Source organism: Scopulibacillus cellulosilyticus (genome assembly GCF_042665295.1).
In the GTDB taxonomy this organism is placed as follows: Bacteria; Bacillota; Bacilli; order Bacillales; family Sporolactobacillaceae; genus Scopulibacillus_A; species Scopulibacillus_A cellulosilyticus.
Map to the genome: position 1 here is coordinate 1 of NZ_JBHTCO010000035.1, position 20,990 is coordinate 20,990.

A 20,990-nucleotide genomic window follows, 5' to 3' on the forward strand; every position below is an offset into this window, starting at 1 on the left:
AAAATGCATATACACGTAACTCCTATCCTTCTCTTGTTTCTGAACAATTCAAGTGTAAAGGATTAAGGAGCTTGCGTGTATTTTTTTGTTTTAATTTTTCTCATACCCCAACAAATATTATAGAGCCAAAGTTATTCAACCCCGAACGGAGGCTATTCGAAAGTTAACTGGAGCGGGTTATGTTGTTGTTGGGAACAAGTCCGGTATTCGGTACTCAGCAAATAAAGAATACGAAATTGGAAAAGAGATGGGGACCAGTAATAATCCGGTATTTTCCCATGGGAAATCGGTCATTTATGAAGGGACAGGCGTATCCGGGCCCGCAATAAAGGCGAAAACGCCAATCTATAATGATAAAGGAAAAATCATTGGTGTTTCTTCAGTAGGTTTCTTATTGAATGATGTAGATAAAAGTCTCATCCAATATAATCTTGAAATCTTTGGAATATCCGTTTTGATACTCGCTGCAGGTATCATCGGAGCTATGACGATTGCCCGGCGCGTAAAAAGGCTGATCTTTGGGCTGGAACCTGAAGAAATTTCCTTCTTATTCAAAGAAAGAGAAGCAACCTTAGAGTCTATACGGGATGCGATTGTTGCTGTTGATTTAGATGAACGGATTAAATCTATGAATAAAAAGGCCCGCAGAATTTTAAAAGAAAAAGGATTAACCATAGGCGGACAAATACAAAGCCCGCGTTTAAGAAAGATTTTAAATAATGTCGTCCAGTCCAACAAGGGGCAAAAGAACCAAAGAGTTCTGCTTGGGAATCAGGTTTATATTATTGACTGTTCGCCTATTGTCCAGGATACAGATGTAAAGGGAGCAGTTTTAACACTTCGAACGGAGTCGGAAATTGAATTTATGTTGGACGAGGTTTCAAAAATAAAGGTGTTTTCTGAAAATGCAAGAGCGCAAAATCATGAATATCTGAACAGGTTAAATACGATATTCGGACTGTTACAATTAGAGAAATACGAAATGGCCAAATCCTTAATCGCAGATGAAATAAAAGACAGACAGGATATCATCGCTTTTCTTATGTCATCTGTAAAGGATCCATTAATTTCTGCTTGTCTTCTTGGTAAAGTGAATCGGGCCAAAGAATTAAAAGTCCAATTGCAAATAGATCCAGACAGTAATCTAACAAATATCCCTGCCTCGATTGATAACAGGTCGATAGTTACGATTCTTGGAAACATCATTGATAATGCAATGGAAGCAGCGCGGGTAAAAAATGGATCGAAAGGTATTGTGAAAGTTTCATTTACCGATTTAGGCCGGGATCTTATTTTTGATATTGAAGACAATGGACCCGGAATTCCTAAAGAGTTGGAGTCAATGATTTTCGAAAATGGCTATACCACTAAAACTGGCGAAAACCATGGTCTGGGATTAGCCATTGTAAAAAATATAATTAAATTGCTAAATGGACAAATTTTCATTGACAAAAGTCAATTAGGCGGATCAAGGTTTTCGATTGTTATCCCGTTATAGCGTGAATAAATTTCAGGCCGAAATGAGTGATGTCAGGAGGGACGATGCGTGTCGGATAAAATACATGTCATGATAGTAGAAGACGATGATGTTGCAGCAAAAATATACGAACAATTTACTCTTAAGCTGGATCAATATTGCGTCATTGCGACTGCCAGTTCCGGTCAACAAGCGTTGCAACTGTTGGAAGTTGCGAAGCCGGACTTAATCTTGCTGGACATTTACCTGCCGGATATAAGCGGAATTGAATTATTACGGGAGGTAAGAAATCGCGGCTTGGGAATTGATGTTATCCTGATAACGGCGGCAAATGATGCAGAAACAGTCAGTGAAGCCATACGCGGCGGCGCGTTTAGCTATCTCATTAAACCGATCAGTATTGATAGATACTTAGCAGCACTGGAACAATACTCACGCGCGCGCAGTGAACTAATACAGGGTAAACAGATGAGCCAAAATGAAGTCGATTTACTCTTTCACAAAGCAGAAAAGGATGCCTCACATCAGATTGGAAATAGTTTGAAGAGTGTATTGCCAAAGGGGATTGACAAATTTACTTTAAAAAACGTCCGTAATAAAATTCAAAGCCAATCCGGATTAATAAGCACTGATGATTTGGCAAATTTAATTGGGAGCAGCCATTCTACAGCCAGAAAATATCTGGAGTACTTAGTATCAATTAATGAATTAGACGTCGAAATATTTTATGGCACTGTTGGGCGACCCGAACGAAAGTATAGACGGCTAAAATGATCCGCAAATTCATAAAGGAATTACAAGGGCATGGACAGTTTACGTCGTGCCCTTGTACTGATTTTATTCACTTTATTATTTTTATTACTTTTAATCTGCTTTTTTCTGAAATATTTCATGGAGCACTTCTTTAATGTAAACTTTACAAAAGAGCCCTCTTAATATTAGTTTGCCAGTGAAAGCGCTTTATAAAATCAGAGTAATTTTCGATATTTTTACATTATTATTGTGAATATCATTGTATCATTCGTTTTATCTGCTGTTATTTGGCAAATATTTTTGAAAGATGTAAAATAGTGTTTTTATTTGTTGTGTATTATTTCCCGGGACATAATATCTTATTAATAAAAAATATGTTTTAAGGAAAATTAAACCTGAAAGGGGAGTTGCCTTCATGACAGGTCATGATATCCAATTACTTATTATTACGGTTTGCAGCATTCTGTTGCTGATTTTTTTCATTGTATCAAAGTTGCGCCTGCATCCTTTTGTAGCACTATTGGTCGTATCAGTTGGTGCGGGACTGGCATCTGGGCTTGGTATCGATAAGCTTGCCAAATCGATTGAAGAAGGTGCGGGTTCTACATTAGGAAATGTCGGGCTTACGGTAGCTCTAGGTGTTATGCTTGGAAAACTATTAGCAGATTCCGGAGCCAGTGACCGTATTGCTTCGGTAATTTTGCGCGGTTCCACCCGGCGAAGCTTGCCGTGGTTGATGGCTGCCGCTGCATTTATCATTGGCATACCAATGTTTTTTGAAGTCGGATTAATTATTCTTTTACCGCTTATTTTTACTGTTGCCCGTAAATTGGAGCAACATGGCGGAACAAAAGGGTCGCCTTATATTCTCGTCGGCGTACCTGTTATAGCCGCTCTTGCAACAATGCATGGCATGGTTCCGCCGCATCCCGGCCCGCTGATCTCAGTCAGCGCGTTTCATGCGAATCTCGGTTTGACAATGATTTACGGATTTATTTGCGCAATTCCTTCAATTATCATAGCCGGACCAGTATACGCCAAATTTCTTGCCCCGCGTATGACTGTCCGTCCTGATAATGATTTGCTTGATCAATACACAGCCGAAAAGGAAGTTAAGGAAGAAGCGCAGCCAATCCCTTTTTTTACTGCGTTGGTGGCCATATTATTACCCGTTGTAATGATGTTGATTCGCGCACTGGCGGGGATTTTTCTGCCAGAGAAATCTATGGCTAACAAAGTGGCTGAATTTATCGGGGAACCTGTTATCGCAATGTTGATCGGATTGATTGCAGCGATGATTCTGCTTGGATACGCTCGCGGAGCAGATACAAAAAAACTTCGTGATTCATTTGGCTCCAGTCTAAAGTCGATAGCCGGAATTTTGCTGATCATCGCCGGCGGCGGTGCTTTTGGACAGGTATTGAAGGATTCTAACGTTGGTGATGCTATCGTTCATCTGACAGCAGGCTTACACTTTTCCGCCATTGCGTTAGGCTGGTTGGTTGCAGCCTTATTATCTGTGTCTACTGGTTCAGCTACAGTAGGAATCGTTGGATCAACAAGTTTATTGGCACCGCTTGCGGCTGATCCTAGCATCAATACCGCATTGCTAGTGGTCGCCATCGGATCGGGTTCATTATTCTTCAATTATGCGAATCACGCAGGCTTTTGGCTGGTAAAGGAGTCATTTGGCATGTCGATGGGTGAGACGTTTAAAACGATCACCATCGTCCAATCAATCGTTGGGCTTGTTGGGCTGGCGATGGCACTACTGCTTAATTTAATCGTAGGGTAATTGAGCTTAGGTTCACTATAAAATATAAAGTTAGATTAACCCCGGGACATGCCTCGGGGTTTTTCTATAATATAGATCAAATAAGTATTGCACCAGTTAAGTTTTGTTTTCTGTATACTATCAGAAAGATCTTGACAACTTAGATGAAGGTTCGGCGAAGCAGCCAAGATAAGGTCGATAGTATAAGCGCAGCTAGGCCTCTGTCTTCGCCTATTAAGGCTTGCCAATCGGCAAGATTTCTTTATTAACAACAATGAATGATTCAGAATTTTTGTGTTTAATAAGGAATAGGAATAAAATTAAAGTTGAGAATTGATTGGAGGGGACTGGCGTGGCAAAGGAAATTTCAGTAAAAATGGTTGAAAAGTATTCGAATAACCTTAATGCTCAAGTACATAATCAAGTCATAAAAAACGCTATGATGAAAAATGGCATTGATGCAACTGCCGAAAATAATCATGCTGCAGTGGCTATGAACCAAGTATTCTCCGAAGAGATTCAAACTGGAAAAGTATCAAACCAGAAGCAAAGCGGCAGGTGCTGGATGTTTGCAGCACTGAATACTTTTCGTCACAAAATGAATAGTGTCTTTAAATTAAATGACTTTGAGTTATCCCAAAATTACACTAACTTCTGGGATAAATTCGAGAAGTCCAACTTCTTTCTTGAAAGTATACTGGAGACCGCAGATCAGCCTTTGGATGGAAGATTAGTTTCTTGGATTCTATCTACGCCTCAGCAGGACGGCGGACAGTGGGATATGCTTGTATCCCTTATTGACAAGTATGGTGTTGTTCCAAAGCAAGTGATGCCGGAAACCTTCCAAAGCAGCAACTCAAGAAAGCTCAATGCTGTTTTGAATGCCAAGCTGAGAGAGGATGCAATCAAGTTAAGAAACTTCCACAATGAAGGGAAGTCAAGAGAAGAATTGGAGCAAGTGAAGGATAATATGCTTTCCGAAGTTTATAAGATTCTTGTCCTTTCCTTAGGAGAACCGCCAAAAACGTTTGATTTTGAATACAGGGATAAAGATAACGAGTTTCATAGAGACCAAGGGATAACGCCTCATGAATTTTATAAAAAATATGTTGGGCTGAACCTGGACGATTATGTAAGTATTATAAACGCGCCGACGAAAGACAAACCTTACGAAAAAACGTATACAGTACAATTTCTAGGAAATGTTGTTGGCGGAAAACCAATCAAGTATTTGAATGTCGATATGGAAACGTTAAAGCAGCTTGCTGTCAGACAGATCAAAGACAACGAAAGCGTTTGGTTTGGATGCGATGTCGGTAAATTTTCTAATAGGGATCACGGGATTATGGATACGGATCTCTATGATTACGAGAAAACTTTCGGTATGCCGTTTCAAATGACCAAAGGTGAACGACTGGATTATATGGAAAGCTGCCTGACTCATGCCATGGTTCTTACCGGAGTAAATTTAGTGGATGGCAAACCGAACAGATGGAAAGTAGAAAACAGCTGGGGCGAAAAAGCCGGAAACAAAGGTTACTATGTCATGAGTGACAAATGGATGGATGAATACACCTATCAAGTTGTGGTAAATAAAAAATATCTTTCCGAAGATCTGAAGAATGCGCTGGATCAAGAACCGATTGAGCTTCAGCCTTGGGATCCAATGGGGTCGCTGGCTATGATGAAATAGGCGCATTATTCTAGTGCTTTTCTTGCCAATAAAATAATCAAAACTGGTCAGATGATGAGGCTGGCCAGTTCTTATGATTTTCATCGAATCGTTTGTCCCAAAATTTAGCTAATTCTGCCTTTAATATGTTATACTATTCAAAAAGGGGTGTGAGAAATAATGGAAGAAGTAATAACAAAAGCCATTCAAGATGATTATCCAGATGATTTTGCTTGGTGTTACGGATGCGGCCGGTTAAATGAAGAGGGTCATCATTTCCGTACCGGCTGGCAAGGAAAACAGACCGTGACCATTTACACACCGCAACCGAAACATACAGCACTTCCAGGCTTTGTCTACGGCGGATTAATTGCATCGTTAATGGATTGCCATGGGACAGGCTCGGCGGCTTTAGCTTTACACCGTAAAAATGGTCATGAACCAGGAGACGGATCGGAACCGCCGCGATTTGTGACAGCTTCTTTAAAAGTGGACTTTTTAAAACCAACCCCGCAAGATATTCCGTTAAAAGCAATTGGGACAGTAGAGGAAATTCACCCAAAAAAGTGGAAGATTAATTCAGAGATTTATGCCGGCGATACACTTTGCTGCCGCGGAGAAGTCGTTGCAGTGGTAATGCCCAGCACGTTTATAAAAAAGGATTAAGCTTGACTTAGTAATGACATATTTTATACAAAAGGCAGGGGATCATCCTGCTTTTTTGTTTTCTTATTATGTTTATTTCAAAAGGAAATCTCATGCTTACAGATATTTCATATTTTAATTACCCAGTTGCGATGTCGTGATATTTTCAGTAGTATAGAAGTAATTGTAAAGATTTGAAAAGAGGGTAAAACCAATGAGTAAATCATCCATCTATGGATTGACAATAGATCAGTTAACAACATGGCTTATAGATCATGGACAAAAGAAATTTCGTGCTGCACAGGTCTGGGACTGGTTATATAAAAAGCGGGTTACGAAGTTTTCGGAGATGAATAATGTTAACAAAGAATGTATTCAATTATTGGAAGATAACTTTGAAATACACACTTTAAAACAAAAGGTTAAGCAAAAATCAGCGGACGGTACGATAAAATTTCTGTTCAAATTAAAGGATGGCAATTTAATTGAAACGGTATTGATGAGACATCACTACGGTTTATCGGTCTGTGTCACAACCCAAGTAGGCTGCAACATCGGCTGTACTTTTTGTGCCAGCGGCTTATTAAGGAAAAATCGTGATCTATCCAGCGGAGAAATTGTCGAGCAGATTATGAACGTTCAATATCATCTCGATGAAGCGGGACAAGGAGAAAGAGTCAGTCACGTTGTTGTGATGGGAATCGGTGAACCATTTGATAACTTCGAAAACATGATCGACTTCTTGCATATTATTAACGATCAAAAGGGACTTGCCATCGGTGCGAGACATATTACCGTTTCTACAAGCGGCCTTGCGCATAAAATTTATGAATTCGCCGACACCAAATTACAAGTGAACTTGGCGATTTCACTGCATGCGCCAAATGATGAACTGAGAACACAAATCATGAAAATCAATCGCGCTTTCCCGATTGAAAAGTTAATGAAAGCCGTTGATTACTATTTAGAAAAAACAAACCGGAGAATCACTTTTGAATATATCTTGCTGAAAGATGTGAATGACCATAAGGAAGAGGCACTGCAGCTTGCTAATCTTCTTAAAAATAAACGGCATCTTTCATATGTTAACTTAATCCCGTATAACCCTGTTGATGAACACAACCAATATCAAAGAAGTGATCAAGAATCCGTACAGGCATTCTATGATACATTGCAGAAAAAAGGCATCAATTGCGGCGTTCGTCAGGAACAGGGAACAGATATTGATGCAGCCTGCGGACAATTGAGAAGTAAACAAATTAAAAAGGCGAAAGCCATTTAACTTTATAAATATAGTAAAAAGACATATGAAAAGACCGAATGGATCTTTTCATATGTCTTTATCTGTTTAATGAAACTCTACATCAATTTTTCTTTTGTTATCATTTGAAAGTTTAGGCATCCTCACTTCAAGTACGCCATTTTTGTAGGAAGCTCTTACTCCTTTATGTGATACGGGGCTTGGAAGAGACACTGCTCTTTGAAAACGGCCTGTAAAACGCTCTCTTCTATGCATATGTTCTTCTTTTACTTCGTTTGATTTATGAATAGTGCCGCTGATACTTAAAGTATTATTTTCAACATCAATATCCACGTCTTCTTTCCTCTCAAGTCCAGGAATGTCACATGTCGCGACCACTTCGTTTGCTGTTTCATGAACATCTACTCTGATGCCGCTTAAATTATTTTCATTTTCAAAAATTGAAGGAAAATGTCCAAAGAAATGATCAAACTCTCTTCTCATGTTATCCAGATTCCTAAATGGATCATACGGTACTAATGCCATGTGTTTACCTCCTTGTATGAATTAAGTACAAGGTTATTATTTCGAATAACACATAAGGGTATTCTAAAAATTCCATGAGTCGATCATATTGATTGATTAACTATATATTAAAAAAAGACACATCAACCGGATTTTATCCGGCATGATATGTCTTACTTTTAAACTTACTTCCAAACATCCTCAGCAATTTCAACAACGCGTCTTAATTTCGCCCATTGTTCTTCTTCCGCTACTAAATTCCCTTCTTCAGTTGATGCAAAGCCGCACTGCGGGCTAAGACACAGTTGACTTAAATCAACATATTTCGTTGCTTCTTCAATGCGACGTTTAATATCATCTGTATTTTCTAATTCGCCAAATTTAGATGTGATTAATCCTAGAACAATTTGTAAGTCTTTTCTTTTAACGAAACGAAGCGGTTCAAATCCGCCGGAACGGTCGTTATCATACTCTAAGAAGAGTCCGTCAAGATTGAGACCGTCAAACAGCGTTTCAGCTACGTATTCATAACCGCCGGAAGCAACCCATGAAGATCGGAAATTGCCGCGGCAAACATGCATAGTGATTGTAAGATCGTCTGGACGGTCCGCTAACGCATCATTGATCGTTTTGGCATTCTTAGCAATTAATTCATCCGGGTCCCATCCGCGGGCGCGTGTTTGTTCTCTTTCTTTTTCTGAACAAAAATAGGCCCATGCAACATCATCGAGTTGCAGGTAGCGGCAGCCGGCATCATAAAACGCTTTGATCGCCTTCTTATATGCAAGGGATAAATCATGGAAATATTCATCTTTATCGCTGTAGGCAGCCGATTCAATGATTCCTCTTGCATGAAGCATACTTGGGCTTGGAATAGTCATTTTAGCTGTATGTGATCCCGCGATGCTGTCCAGGAATTTATAATCTTCTAACATTGGATGGTCAGTGAAACCGAGTTTGCCTGTGACTTTAACGCCGTGGGCTCTTGTCTTTTTATCGTGGAATTGGATGCCGCTTTCTGTTTCATAAAAATCTACGCCATCTAAGCCGGCAAGAAAGTCAAGGTGCCACCAGGCCCGCCGGAATTCGCCGTCTGTTACACCCTTGAGGCCAATGTCTTTTTGCTTTTCGACAATGCGGGTGATTTCTTCATTTTCAACAGCGCGAAGCTGTTCCGCTGTAATCTCACCTGCGGCTTTTTGCTGACGGGCCTTTTTGATCGGTGCTGTTCTTAATAAGCTGCCAACATGATCAGCGCGAAACGGCGGCTTTTTACGGTCAAGTGATTGAGATGCTGTTTGTTCTGTATTTGAATGTTGTACCATCAGTTATCCCCTTTTCTTTCTCTATTAAATATTGAAATCATAGCAAATATTCCGATTAAAGTAAATGTTTTATCGCTATTTCCCTATTATTGCAAAAGTCATTTCTTCCTAAATTGACAGGTTTCAAAGAGAAGCTAACCCGATGATGGAACGGGTTAGCTGTGTGATAAATTTAACGTGTTTCGAGACAATGTGTTGCATACCTGTAAAATAGATAAATTCTATGCCTCTGCTTTTTGCTCAAAGAGTTTTGCGATTTCAATAATCACATTTGTTGCTTTGATCATCGTTTCTACTGAAACATATTCGAATTTACCGTGGAAGTTTTCTCCTCCGGCAAAAATATTTGGCGTGGGAAGTCCCATGTAGGAAATCTGAGCACCATCTGTACCGCCCCGGATCGGGACAACGTTTGGCTTAATATCCAGGTTCTCCATTGCTTGATAGGCAATATCAACAATTTCTTTTACCGGTTCAACTTTTTCTTTCATGTTGTAATATTGATCTTTCATTTCCAGAATGATGCTGTCTTGCCCGTATATTTCTTTGAGTTCAGCCGCTATTTTTTCCATGGTTTCTTTTCTGGCATTAAATTGGTCTTTGTCAAAATCTCTAATTATGTAGTACATTTTTGTTTCTTCAACATCGCCGTTGATTGAAATCAGGTGATAGAAGCCTTCATAGCCTTCCGTTAATTCAGGTGCTTCATCTTTAGGCAATTTATTATGAAATGCCATTGCAATTTTAGCTGAGTTTACCATCTTTCCTTTAGCAGTGCCCGGATGAACGCTGTTTCCCTTGAACGTAATTTTTGCAGCTGCGGCGTTAAAGTTCTCGTACTCCAATTCGCCGAGCGGCCCGCCGTCCATTGTATAAGCATATTGGGCGTTGAATGCCTTAACGTCAAATTTGTGAGGACCTCTGCCAATTTCCTCATCAGGCGTAAAAGCAACCCTGATTTTTCCATGCTTAATTTCCGGATGTTTAACCAAATAATCCATTGCCGTCATGATTTCGGCGATGCCGGCCTTATCATCGGCACCAAGGAGTGTCGTGCCGTCAGTTGTAATGAGTGTTTGGCCTTTATAATTGGCCAGTTCCGGGAACTTTTGCGGCGACAATACAATATGTAAATCTTTATTCAATACAATATCTTTGCCATCATAGTTTTCAACAATTTGCGGATTAACATTAGCGCCTGTAAAATCTGTCGCTGTATCAACATGAGCTAAAAATCCGATAGTCGGCACTTTCTTATCAGTATTGGAAGGCAGTGTCGCCATGACGTAGCCATTGTCATCGATAGTTACTTCTTCTAATCCAATCTCTTTTAACTCATCAACCAGCATATTGGCAAGCGTCAGCTGCCCGGGTGTAGAAGGGCATGATTCATTATTTTCATTTGACTGCGTGTCCACTTTTACATATGAAGTCAATCTTTTAATGATTTCTTCCTTCATATATTTTCATCTCCTTTAAATATATATTTTTATATTATCACGTTAAAAGTGATACGACATGATTTAAAAAGGAAGATACGTATTATTTCCATTTTTAAATGGATATATATCATTTTAGAATGTAAACTAAATTTTAGTACCTTACTAATAAAGAACATTTGTAAATGAAGAAAGAAGAAAGAAGAAAGAAGAAAGAGGTGGCTTTTTTGCCAGATTTTTTGAAACTAGGTATTCGATCTGAAATTAATCGAACTTTAAAGGAAAATGGTGTGACCGAACCAACAGCCATTCAAGAAAAAACAATCCCGGTTATATTAAAAGGGAAGGATGTTATTGCTCAGGCTCAAACAGGTACAGGGAAGACATTGGCTTTTATACTGCCTATCTTAGAAAGAATTGACCCAAAGAGAACTTACATTCAGGCATTAATTATAACGCCGACCCGCGAACTGGCATTGCAAATAACGACGGAAGTAAAAAAATTGATTAAAAGTCTGGAAGATGTCAATGTCCTGCCTGTATACGGCGGTCAGGATGTCGAGAAGCAAATGAAAAAGCTAAAAGGTGCCAAACAAATTGTTATTGGTACACCCGGAAGGCTGTTGGATCATTTAAGCCGCGGCACGGTAAAACTATCTAATCTGTCAATGCTTGTCCTTGATGAAGCAGATCAAATGCTGCATATGGGCTTTTTGCCGGAAGTGGAAGAGATTATTCGATTGGCCTCGTCAAAAAGGCAGACGATGCTGTTTTCAGCAACAATGCCGAAGCAAATTCGTTCATTAGCAAATCGTTATACGAAAAACCCGGAAGATATCAGTGTCAAGGGCTCGAAAATGACTGTTGAGAAAACAAGGCAAATTGCAGTGGAAACGACAGATCGAAAGAAGCAATCAACATTGTTCAGTTTGATTGATGAATATCATCCGTTTCTCGCGATTATTTTTTGCCGGACGAAGCGTCGGGCAATTGCGCTTAACGGTGCGTTAAAGGAACATGGCTATGACTCGGATGAACTTCATGGAGATCTTTCACAGGCAAAGCGGGAGCAAGTGATCAAGCGGTTTCGTGAAGCCAAAATTCAACTTCTTGTTGCTACTGATGTTGCTGCGCGGGGACTGGATGTAGAAGGTGTTACCCATGTGTTCAACTACGATATCCCGCATGACGTAGAAAGCTATGTCCATCGGATTGGACGTACCGGGCGGGCCGGTGAGGAAGGCTTAGCTGTGACATTGGTATCGCCAAAGGACCGGATAGCTCTGCAAAAGATTGAAAAAGGAATAAACTTATCAGTCGAAAAGCAAAGTATGGAGATTGCATCCCCTCAAACCGGTCGTACTTCAAATGGTGAAAAAACTAAAAGTGTTAAAAAACACGGTCAAAGCAGATTATCTTCAAAATCTGCAAAGAAAAGGAACCAACCTCAGTTGAAAACTGGAAAAAACAGACGGGGATCTAAACCAAGATCGAAAGCAAACCAAAAAAGACGATGATACATTAACATTAAAGAATAAAAAAATAATATCAGGGGAAAACAAAAGAAAAACGTTAAGAAGCGAGACAACTATGAGTATAAACAGACTAATCATTTTACTGCTAATTATTATGATTGCCCTTTCTGGATGTTCAAATGTCGAATCAAATAATAGCCTGGAAAATGAAAGTGCAAAAAATGTCGAGCGTAAATCCCCTGTTAAGGAAATGAAAGAGGACATAGAGGGTCCATCTAAACAGAATAAGTCAATCGTTGACACATCCGGTTGGTTTAAAGTTAGGGGGCCAGTACATATTCCAATCCTTATGTACCATAGTATTTCTACAGGCAACAATAGTTTGTACGTTCCAAAAGATCAATTTCGTGAACAGATGACATGGCTTAAGGATAACGGATACTATACGCTGTCGCCGGAAGAGGCTTATGATGTATTAACCCAGGGTAAAAAGCCGCGTAAAAAGATTATTTTAGTAACTTTTGATGACGGCTATTTAGATAACTTCACAAACGCTTACCCCATTTTAAGAAAATATGGCATGAAAGCGACCATATTTATGATTGGCAGGTCTATTGATAAACAGAATCATCTTACAAAGCAACAAATGAAAGAAATGAGTCAGCATGGCATTTCAATTGAAAGCCATACCATTAATCACCTGCAATTAAGCCAATTGCCAGCAGAACAACAACGTAACGAAATGGTCCAATCGAAAGCGTTATATAATAAGATGTTGAATCAAAATACCATTTTGCTTTGTTATCCATTTGGCAGCTACAACAATGAAACATTAAAGTTAGCCAAAGAAACCGGCTATAAGATGGCCGTTACGACAGAACCCGGTGCGGCATCACGCGACCAAGGGTTGTACGCCCTTCACCGTATTCGCATTTCTCCGGGGATGTCTATACAAGGGTTTGGCAGAATAGTGGACAATGCCAATCAGTAATGCATAAAATTAAGCCCTGAATCAGATACTATTTTTAGTACATGATTTAGAGAGGGAGTTCTGATATGGCTAATAAAGAAAAGTTTGATCGTCAATTTAGATCAAGAAAAAATACTGGTGAGCATAGAAACGGACGCCTTAGTCAATTTAAGAACCACAGTTCAACAGGTAAAGGCAGACCTAATGAATACATTAATGAAAACGATGAATAATATTGGAATACAATTATGTGCCTTAAAGTTTTTGACTTTAAGGCTCTTTTTTATTCTGACGTGTATCTTTAGAACAGAAAGCAAATGGATGAAAGAGTTTAAAGAAATGCTCCTTTATGAAGAAATTCAATGTGGTATTGGGTGTTATAATGATAAAAAATTAACGTGTTTAAGGACTTTAATGTGGTTAATTTTTTGTCAAAAAGTATCAGAAGAACTCAATAAAACATTTAATATGTCGGAATATTGCCTGGGAAATTTTTTAATAATTAAATAAACATCAAGTGTTAATGTGTGAAAATGAGACAGGAGGCTTACAATTGTATAGAAAAGGGTTAATTACAAATGTCCATCATTTCCATTCCGGGATATTCTATATATAATGAAGGTAGTCATTTCGTTTAGAATTTTAGAGGTTATTCAGAATGCCATTTTAATACTTATTTGGAGAGAGTTAAATGGAAAGCAAAATTAACCACGATGAAGTCATGGAAGTCTGTTTGCTTGCCGGTAAGATTATGATGCAAAGCGGGGCAGAAACCTATCGGGTTGAGGATACGATGAGACATATTGCAAATGCCTTTGGCAATAAACCGTCTCACAGCTATGTCACGCCAACGGGAATTGTGTTTTCTATTGATGGTGCCGGTACAAAAGTTAGCGGCATTTCAGCACGTTCAACAGACCTGAAGAAAGTAACAATAGTAAACAGCATTTCCAGAAGAATCAGCAGCGGTGATTTGTCTGTTAAAGAAGCTTATCATGCGCTGAAACAAGTAGAAGCGGTCGATATTGCCTATCCAATTTGGATGCAAATACCTGCTGCGGCATTGGCAAGCGGATGTTCTTTAATTATGTTTAAGGGCGGATGGAACGATTTTATTCCTGCTTGTATAGTAAGCGGATTAGGCTTCTCAAGCCTCGTCTTTTTTCATCGGTTAGTAGAGATAAAATTTTTCGCGGAAATTTTAGCATCGCTAATCATCGGTTTGTTGTCTTTTTTCTTTGTAACTAACGGTATCGGTCATCAATTGGATAAAATTATTATTGGCTCAGTCATGCCTATGGTTCCCGGTCTTTTAATTACGAATGCTGTACGGGACTTAATGGCAGGACACTTAGTATCGGGATTATCTAAAGGTGCTGAGGCATTTTTGACGGCATTTGCCATTGGGGCGGGTGTAGCCGTCGTTCTAACGCTTTATTAAAAAGGAAGGAGCTAAAAAGCAATGATCATCATTGAACAGATGCTTACAAGTTTTGTTGCTTCCGGCGCCTTTGGTATCATTTTTAACATGCCTCAAAAAAGCCTGATCAAATGCGGACTTGTTGGCATGATCGGTTGGATGCTGTATTTCTTGTTGTTTAACAATCATGTCAATAATGTGATTGCATCATTTGTAGCTGCATTTTTTGTAGCGGCTATCAGCCAATTTTTTGCGAAACGGTATAAGACACCGGTCATTGTATTCAGCGTTGCGGGTATAATTCCTTTAGTGCCCGGCAGCACAGCTTATGATGCTATGAGACATATTGTTGAAAATGATTATAATACAGCGATCCAATTAGCGACAAAAGCTTTCATGGTTTCTGGCGCGATTGCTGTGGGTCTTGTCTTCAGTGAAGTCATTAACCAACTGATTAACAAATTTAAGCACTCAAAACGCTCTAAAACGACAAGCAGGTAATTGATTGAAAAGGTTAACGGAATATCTCAAGGGATGATGATAAAAATGAGTCTATTAACGGTGGAAAATTTATATAAAACCTATGGTGAGAAGGTATTATTTGATCATATATCATTTGCAGTCTCCGAGCAGCAGCGCATTGGATTAATCGGCGTTAATGGAACCGGGAAATCAACATTATTAAAGGTGATTGCCGGAATTGAGACAGCTGAAGAGGGAGACATTCTTCATGCAAAACAATTTAATATTGAATATTTGCCCCAGAACCCGGAATTTGAAGAAGAATTAACTGTACTCGAACAAATCTATTACGGTGACTCCCAGTTAATGAATGTTTTAAGGGATTATGAGCAGGCATTAGCTGACCTTGAAGCTGATCCGGAAAATACAGCAAAACAAGAACGCTTTTTAACCATGCAGCAAAAAATGGATGAAAGTGATGCGTGGGAAGCAAATACTTTGGCTAAAACAATTTTAACAAAGCTTAACATTACTAATTTTACACAATCAGTAAAGGGTTTATCCGGCGGACAAAAGAAGCGGATAGCGATTGCCAAAGCACTTATTCAACCGGCGGATTTGTTAATTTTAGATGAACCGACGAACCATCTGGATAATGAAACGATTGAGTGGCTGGAAGGCTATTTATCGCAATATCCGGGAGCGCTTCTTCTTGTAACCCATGACCGTTATTTCCTTAATCGTGTGACCAACAGAATTTTTGAATTGGATAAAGGACAGCTCTATACCTATGACGGAAACTATGAGTTGTTTCTTGAGAAAAAAGCGGAAAGGGAAGAAAAAGAGATTCTGGATGAAAGAAAGCGGCAAAATCTCCTGCGAAGGGAGCTTGCCTGGCTGCGGAGAGGCGCTAAGGCCCGATCAACAAAGCAAAAGGCACGAATCGGCCGGGTGGAAAAACTGCAAGATCAAAAGAGTGATACGGCTAATGGGCAAATAGATATTGCTATCGGGTCGGCACGGCTTGGAAACAAAGTATTAGAGATAGAGGATATAACGGAATTTTATGAAGGAAAGCCGTTGATTGACCATTTTAGCTACATTGTCACGCCGGGTGAGCGGCTTGGGATCATTGGCCCAAATGGCAGTGGAAAAACAACGCTATTAAATATATTGGCTGGCCGGATTCATCCTGATTCAGGAACCGTTGAAACGGGGCAAACAGTAAAAATCGGTTATTACACGCAAGATAATGTCGAAATGGACGGTGAATTACGCGTTGTTGAATATATCAAAGAGGCGGCGGAAGTTATTCATACGGCAGATGGGCAAGTTATAACGGCGGAACAGATGCTGGAACGCTTTTTATTCCCAAGGGATGTGCAATGGACATATATTAGAAAGCTATCCGGCGGAGAACGCCGCCGGCTGTATCTGTTAAGAACATTAATGGGAGAACCGAATGTCCTGTTTTTAGATGAGCCGACAAATGATCTCGATACGCAAACATTGACCATTCTTGAAGCCTATTTAGAGAATTTCCCAGGCGTCGTAATTACAGTTTCCCATGATCGTTACTTTTTAGATCGGGTCGTTGATCATCTGATTGCTTTTGAGGGTGACGGCGTTATACGCCGCTTTGAAGGAAATTACACCGAGTATTTAGAGGTCAGAAATAAAGAGAAAGAAGCGGCATTGGCGTTAGAACGCCTGAAAGCAAAGGATGAGCCGAAGAAACAGCAAGCTAAGAAAGAACGCCCTAAGAAGTTGTCATACAAAGAACAACAGGAATGGAATGAGATTGAAGACCGTATTGCAAGTCTTGAGGAGCAGCTGGAGTCTCTGCAGAAGCAAGTTGAAGAGGCAGGCAACGATTTTGATAAAGTTCAAGAGCTTTATCAAAAACAGCAGCAAATTGAGCAAGAGCTGGAACAGGCGATGGAACGGTGGACAGAACTGTCTTTGCTGGTGGAAGAGATTGAGAGCAGTAAATAAACAGTCTAAATATAATAATTGAGATAATTTCATTTAACAGATACTGATTCATTTAATTCAAACTTATTAAAACAATTGCGAGTAAGATAAAAATGGCCTTCTTACTCGCCTTTTCATTTAAAAGTAATCATTTTGCTGTCGAAAAGTTTAATTCTAAACCCGGTTTACTTCTTTTTTTAAAAAAATTTTGTTTCGGAAATAACCAGGATGACAATAACCGGAAAGACATAATTTTAGTATTTGGAGCAGAAATTATTAAAAGATCAATCAAAAGAAAATAGGAACATCGAATTATAAAGATAAAAATCAAACTTTTAAAAACGCGGACTAAAATTGCCGCCCAAGTTTGCCGAATAGGCAAGGTGCAAGAAGCAATTAAGAACTGTTGAGTAATACGGAAGGGATGCTGTATGAATGGCTCTTTTTGAAAATTTCCCACTTATTATTTCTTTATTAGGCATTTTTGTTGCTCAGGTCATAAAGGTACCGATTCATTTAATTGTGTCACGGCGGTTGAATTGGGGTTTATTAATTAGTAACGGCGGCATGCCGAGTTCACATTCTTGTGCCGTTACAGCACTTGCAACAGGCGTTGGCTTAGAATCCGGCTTCCGTTCAACAGTATTTGCCGTAGCTGCAATGTTTGCCATTATCACGATGTTCGATGCTGCGGGGGTCCGCAGGCAGGCGGGAGAGCATGCATCACTTTTAAATCAGCTTCGGAAGGATTTTGCCACTTTTGTTTCCGAATTTAGAAATTGGCAAGATAAATCAGATTATGAAAGACAGAAGGATCTTAAAGAATTACTTGGGCACAAACCGATAGAAGTCTACTCTGGCGCTGTTCTCGGCATTTTGTTAGCACTCATTGTGTTTTATTATTTTTGGTAATTGAAAAACTCCTTAAGCTTAAGTTGAAAAATTAAAATGAGACGGGTGGGGAAAAGCTCCTCACTGGTCTTCCTTACAATTAAATCATTTAAAAAAATTATAATAGTTTGATAAATTGGGTCTTTTATTCTATATTTATAGTAAATTAAAAAAGATAGGATAAAATAGTTATGAAATTTAAAACGAAATTATATATAGGATTTGGTTTTCTTTTTGGCTTATTTATCATTCTGCAGCTCATTTTAACAATGATGCTGAACGAGCTTTATCAGAATATGGATGTTATTGCTAAGAACTATAAAATGGCGAAACTGGCAAATACCATTCAAACAGAGTTAAATATTTTTAGTATGGAGTCAAGGGGGCTAATTGCCCACCCGCCGGCTGAATTCGAATCGAAATTTATGAAAGGTAAATATGATGCCCTGAAAAAGGCAAATTCAGCGACGATATCTCTGGAAAAAATGAATGAGTGGGATAAACCAAGAAAGTTAATTAAAGAACTGAAAACAAAGAATAAGACTTTAACTCAAATGGAAAAAAAGTGTGACGAACTTACTAAGGAGGGAAAAACCAAAGAATTAACTCAATTGTACTGGTATAAAAGCAGCAGGGTAAGGGCGGAAATGACGCAAATAGCCAATGAATTACAAAGAATCCAAGAGCGGGCAGTGAACGACAAAATTGAGCAGTCCAAACATACATATCACCTCGCTGTTAAAATCATTTCTATATATGTGATTGTTGGTCTGTTAGCTGGAATTATCATAACCGTTTGGATTCTTAGGAATATAACCGTTAATCTTAATCGGGTAACATCTGTGATGGCCAGAGTCAGCCTGGGTAAAAACGGAAGACTGCCTCGCATAAAAATCAAATCAAAAGATGAAATAGGGACGATTGCAGCCGCTTTTAATGAAATGGCGGAATCTTTAGAAGTGCAGGCCATGCAAGAGAAGAAACTTAAACATGCAGCTGAAGAACAAAGCTGGTTAAAAACAAAGGTTACAGAAGTTTCAAACATGTATCCTGGAATAGATAATTTAAATACTTTAGCGCATCGATTTATAACAAAGGTCACGCCTCTAGTTGAGGCCAGTTACGGTGTCTTCTATATAAAGGAGGGTAAAGGAAGCGGACAATATCTTAAAAAGGCCGCGTCCTACGCGGCCTACAGCCAGGATAAAATTGGCGCCAAGGAATTTTGTTTTGGAGAAGGAATTGTTGGGCAATGTGCAGCCGATAACCAAATGCTTTTACTTAATAATGTTCCTGATAATTATATAAAGATTGCTTCAGGTCTTGGAATGGCATCTCCAAAGAGTATTATCGTTCTGCCTGCGGAATTTGAGGGGGAGGTACTTGCCGTTGTTGAATTAGCGTCGCTTAAATCATTTACTCCCCTTCAACAAATGCTGCTTAAAGAGGTTATCAGTCATATCGGCATGACAATAAAAAGTATTTTAAGACATATGCAAGTTGAACAATTACTTCAAGACTCTCAAGCTTTAACAGAGGAACTGCAAAGCCAGTCGGAAGAACTGCAATTGCAGCATGAAGAGTTAAGAACAGTTAATGAGCAGTTGGAAGATCAATATAGGCAATCTGAGCAAAAGACACGGGAATTGGAAAAGACAAGACAAAGTCTTGAGGAGAAGGCAGAGCAGCTGGCCCTTAATTCACAATATAAATCTGAATTCCTGGCTAATATGTCTCATGAATTAAGAACACCGCTTAATAGTTTATTAATTCTCGCGCAAATGCTCGCGGATAATCCGGAACAAAACTTGACCGCTAAGCAAAAGGAGTATGCTAAAACAATTTTTTCATCAGGAAACGATCTTTTACATTTAATCAATGATATTTTAGACTTAACTAAAGTTCAATCGGGAAAGATGGAGGTAATTCCTGAAGATGTAAAGCTGATTGATATAAAGAAGTTTGTAGAAAGACGGTTTAAACCTTGTGCGCATCGGGAAAATGTCCGATTTAGCGTTCAACTGGCAAATAATTTGCCGCAAGTTATTAAAACTGATCATCAGCGGTTACGGCAAATTTTGAATAATTTATTATCAAACGCTTTTAAGTTTACAGAACATGGCGAAGTGTCTTTGCAAATCAGTAAAGTACAAGAACATATGCCTAAAGGTGAAAATGGCATTAACGATTCAAATTTGATGCTCGCTTTTGCTGTCAGTGATACGGGTATTGGGATTCCGGAAGAAAAACAAGACATTATTTTTGAAGCGTTTAAACAAGCGGATGGGACAACAAGCCGCAAATATGGCGGAACAGGATTAGGGCTGTCGATAAGTATGCACATTGCTCAGCTGTTAGGCGGATTTATTGACGTCAGAAGTATTGAAGGAGAAGGAAGCACGTTTACCCTGTACCTCCCAAATATTTCTGTAAATAATCCATTGGCTGGTCTGTCCAGTTCTATTAAAGAGACCGCGGCGGGGCTTTCTAAAGATTTAAGTCAATCTGAAGAAATGCCGGTTCAGAAGGACGAAATAATACAACAGTTAAAGGAAGAGAAGGATTTATTAAAAGGCAAAAAAATACTCATCGTAGATGATGATATGCGTAATATATTTGCATTAACAACCGCGCTTGAGACTTATAACGTGGAGGTTATATTTGCGGAAAACGGCAGGGAAGGGATTAATGTATTAAAAAACAATCCGGATACTGATTTGATTCTTATGGATATTATGATGCCTGAAATTGATGGATTTGAAGCGATTCAAATTATCCGGGAAATTCCTGAATGCAGTAATATTCCAATCATTGCCCTGACAGCTAAGGCAATGAAGGGTGACAGACAACAATGTATAGAGGCTGGAGCATCTGATTATATAAGTAAGCCGGTAAATATAGAACAGCTATTGTCAATTATCCGGGTATGGCTTTACCAAAGATAGGTG

At 39.1% G+C, this 20,990-nt stretch carries 17 protein-coding genes; 14 read left to right on the forward strand and 3 right to left on the reverse strand.

Features of this window, described 5'->3' with window-relative positions; all coding sequences use genetic code 11:
* The first annotated feature begins 133 nt into the window (after nucleotides 1-133).
* The 6 genes from ACFQRG_RS16970 (at nucleotide 134) to rlmN (ending at nucleotide 7,603) form a co-directional block, all read left to right on the forward strand.
* On the forward strand, nucleotides 134-1,498 hold the full coding sequence (locus tag ACFQRG_RS16970; RefSeq protein WP_380968249.1) for a sensor histidine kinase: 1,365 nt from the start codon (nucleotides 134-136) through the stop codon (nucleotides 1,496-1,498).
* 48 nt (nucleotides 1,499-1,546) lie between these two features.
* Nucleotides 1,547-2,251, forward strand: coding sequence for a response regulator (locus ACFQRG_RS16975; protein ID WP_380968196.1), 705 nt, complete (start codon nucleotides 1,547-1,549; stop codon nucleotides 2,249-2,251).
* Nucleotides 2,252-2,645: 394 nt separating this feature from the next.
* Nucleotides 2,646-4,025 carry a GntP family permease gene (locus tag ACFQRG_RS16980; RefSeq protein ID WP_380968198.1) on the forward strand — a complete coding sequence of 460 codons (1,380 nt, stop codon included), beginning with the start codon at nucleotides 2,646-2,648 and terminating at the stop codon, nucleotides 4,023-4,025.
* Between the two features lie 331 nt (nucleotides 4,026-4,356).
* Nucleotides 4,357-5,697, forward strand: a complete 1,341-nt coding sequence (locus ACFQRG_RS16985; RefSeq protein WP_380968200.1) for a C1 family peptidase — start codon at nucleotides 4,357-4,359, stop codon at nucleotides 5,695-5,697.
* A 159-nt stretch (nucleotides 5,698-5,856) separates the two neighbouring features.
* The gene (locus ACFQRG_RS16990) at nucleotides 5,857-6,342 is read left to right on the forward strand and encodes a PaaI family thioesterase (protein WP_380968203.1); all 486 of its coding nucleotides are present in this window, start codon (nucleotides 5,857-5,859) and stop codon (nucleotides 6,340-6,342) included.
* Nucleotides 6,343-6,535: 193 nt separating this feature from the next.
* On the forward strand, nucleotides 6,536-7,603 hold the full coding sequence (rlmN, locus tag ACFQRG_RS16995) for a dual-specificity RNA methyltransferase RlmN (RefSeq protein ID WP_380968205.1): 1,068 nt from the start codon (nucleotides 6,536-6,538) through the stop codon (nucleotides 7,601-7,603).
* Nucleotides 7,604-7,669: 66 nt separating this feature from the next.
* Here the strand turns inward: rlmN and ACFQRG_RS17000 are convergent, their stop codons facing one another.
* The 3 genes from ACFQRG_RS17000 to pepT form a co-directional block, all read right to left on the reverse strand.
* Nucleotides 7,670-8,107, reverse strand: a complete 438-nt coding sequence (locus ACFQRG_RS17000; protein WP_380968208.1) for an Hsp20/alpha crystallin family protein — start codon at nucleotides 8,105-8,107, stop codon at nucleotides 7,670-7,672.
* A gap of 164 nt (nucleotides 8,108-8,271) precedes the next feature.
* Nucleotides 8,272-9,411 carry a 5-methyltetrahydropteroyltriglutamate--homocysteine S-methyltransferase gene (locus tag ACFQRG_RS17005; protein WP_380968211.1) on the reverse strand — a complete coding sequence of 380 codons (1,140 nt, stop codon included), beginning with the start codon at nucleotides 9,409-9,411 and terminating at the stop codon, nucleotides 8,272-8,274.
* Nucleotides 9,412-9,632: 221 nt separating this feature from the next.
* The gene (pepT, locus tag ACFQRG_RS17010) at nucleotides 9,633-10,871 is read right to left on the reverse strand and encodes a peptidase T (RefSeq protein WP_380968214.1); all 1,239 of its coding nucleotides are present in this window, start codon (nucleotides 10,869-10,871) and stop codon (nucleotides 9,633-9,635) included.
* Between the two features lie 197 nt (nucleotides 10,872-11,068).
* Here pepT and ACFQRG_RS17015 point away from each other — a divergent pair, with 197 nt between their 5' ends.
* From ACFQRG_RS17015 to ACFQRG_RS17050, 8 genes are all read left to right on the forward strand, one after another.
* The gene (locus ACFQRG_RS17015) at nucleotides 11,069-12,367 is read left to right on the forward strand and encodes a DEAD/DEAH box helicase (RefSeq protein WP_380968251.1); all 1,299 of its coding nucleotides are present in this window, start codon (nucleotides 11,069-11,071) and stop codon (nucleotides 12,365-12,367) included.
* A 73-nt stretch (nucleotides 12,368-12,440) separates the two neighbouring features.
* A complete protein-coding gene (locus tag ACFQRG_RS17020) occupies nucleotides 12,441-13,316 on the forward strand; it encodes a polysaccharide deacetylase family protein (protein WP_380968217.1) in 876 nt (291 codons plus the stop codon).
* A 65-nt stretch (nucleotides 13,317-13,381) separates the two neighbouring features.
* A complete protein-coding gene (locus tag ACFQRG_RS17025; RefSeq protein WP_380968220.1) occupies nucleotides 13,382-13,528 on the forward strand; it encodes a hypothetical protein in 147 nt (48 codons plus the stop codon).
* Nucleotides 13,529-13,986: 458 nt separating this feature from the next.
* Nucleotides 13,987-14,736, forward strand: a complete 750-nt coding sequence (locus ACFQRG_RS17030) for a threonine/serine exporter family protein (protein WP_380968223.1) — start codon at nucleotides 13,987-13,989, stop codon at nucleotides 14,734-14,736.
* Between the two features lie 21 nt (nucleotides 14,737-14,757).
* Entirely contained in the window at nucleotides 14,758-15,216 is a 459-nt protein-coding gene (locus ACFQRG_RS17035) for a threonine/serine exporter family protein (RefSeq protein WP_380968226.1), read from the forward strand.
* A gap of 45 nt (nucleotides 15,217-15,261) precedes the next feature.
* Nucleotides 15,262-17,172, forward strand: a complete 1,911-nt coding sequence (locus tag ACFQRG_RS17040) for an ABC-F family ATP-binding cassette domain-containing protein (RefSeq protein ID WP_380968228.1) — start codon at nucleotides 15,262-15,264, stop codon at nucleotides 17,170-17,172.
* A 414-nt stretch (nucleotides 17,173-17,586) separates the two neighbouring features.
* The gene (locus ACFQRG_RS17045) at nucleotides 17,587-18,063 is read left to right on the forward strand and encodes a divergent PAP2 family protein (RefSeq protein ID WP_380968231.1); all 477 of its coding nucleotides are present in this window, start codon (nucleotides 17,587-17,589) and stop codon (nucleotides 18,061-18,063) included.
* Between the two features lie 170 nt (nucleotides 18,064-18,233).
* Nucleotides 18,234-20,987: a response regulator gene (locus tag ACFQRG_RS17050; protein WP_380968234.1), complete on the forward strand. Its 2,754-nt coding sequence runs from the start codon at nucleotides 18,234-18,236 to the stop codon at nucleotides 20,985-20,987.
* The last annotated feature ends 3 nt before the right edge of the window (nucleotides 20,988-20,990 follow it).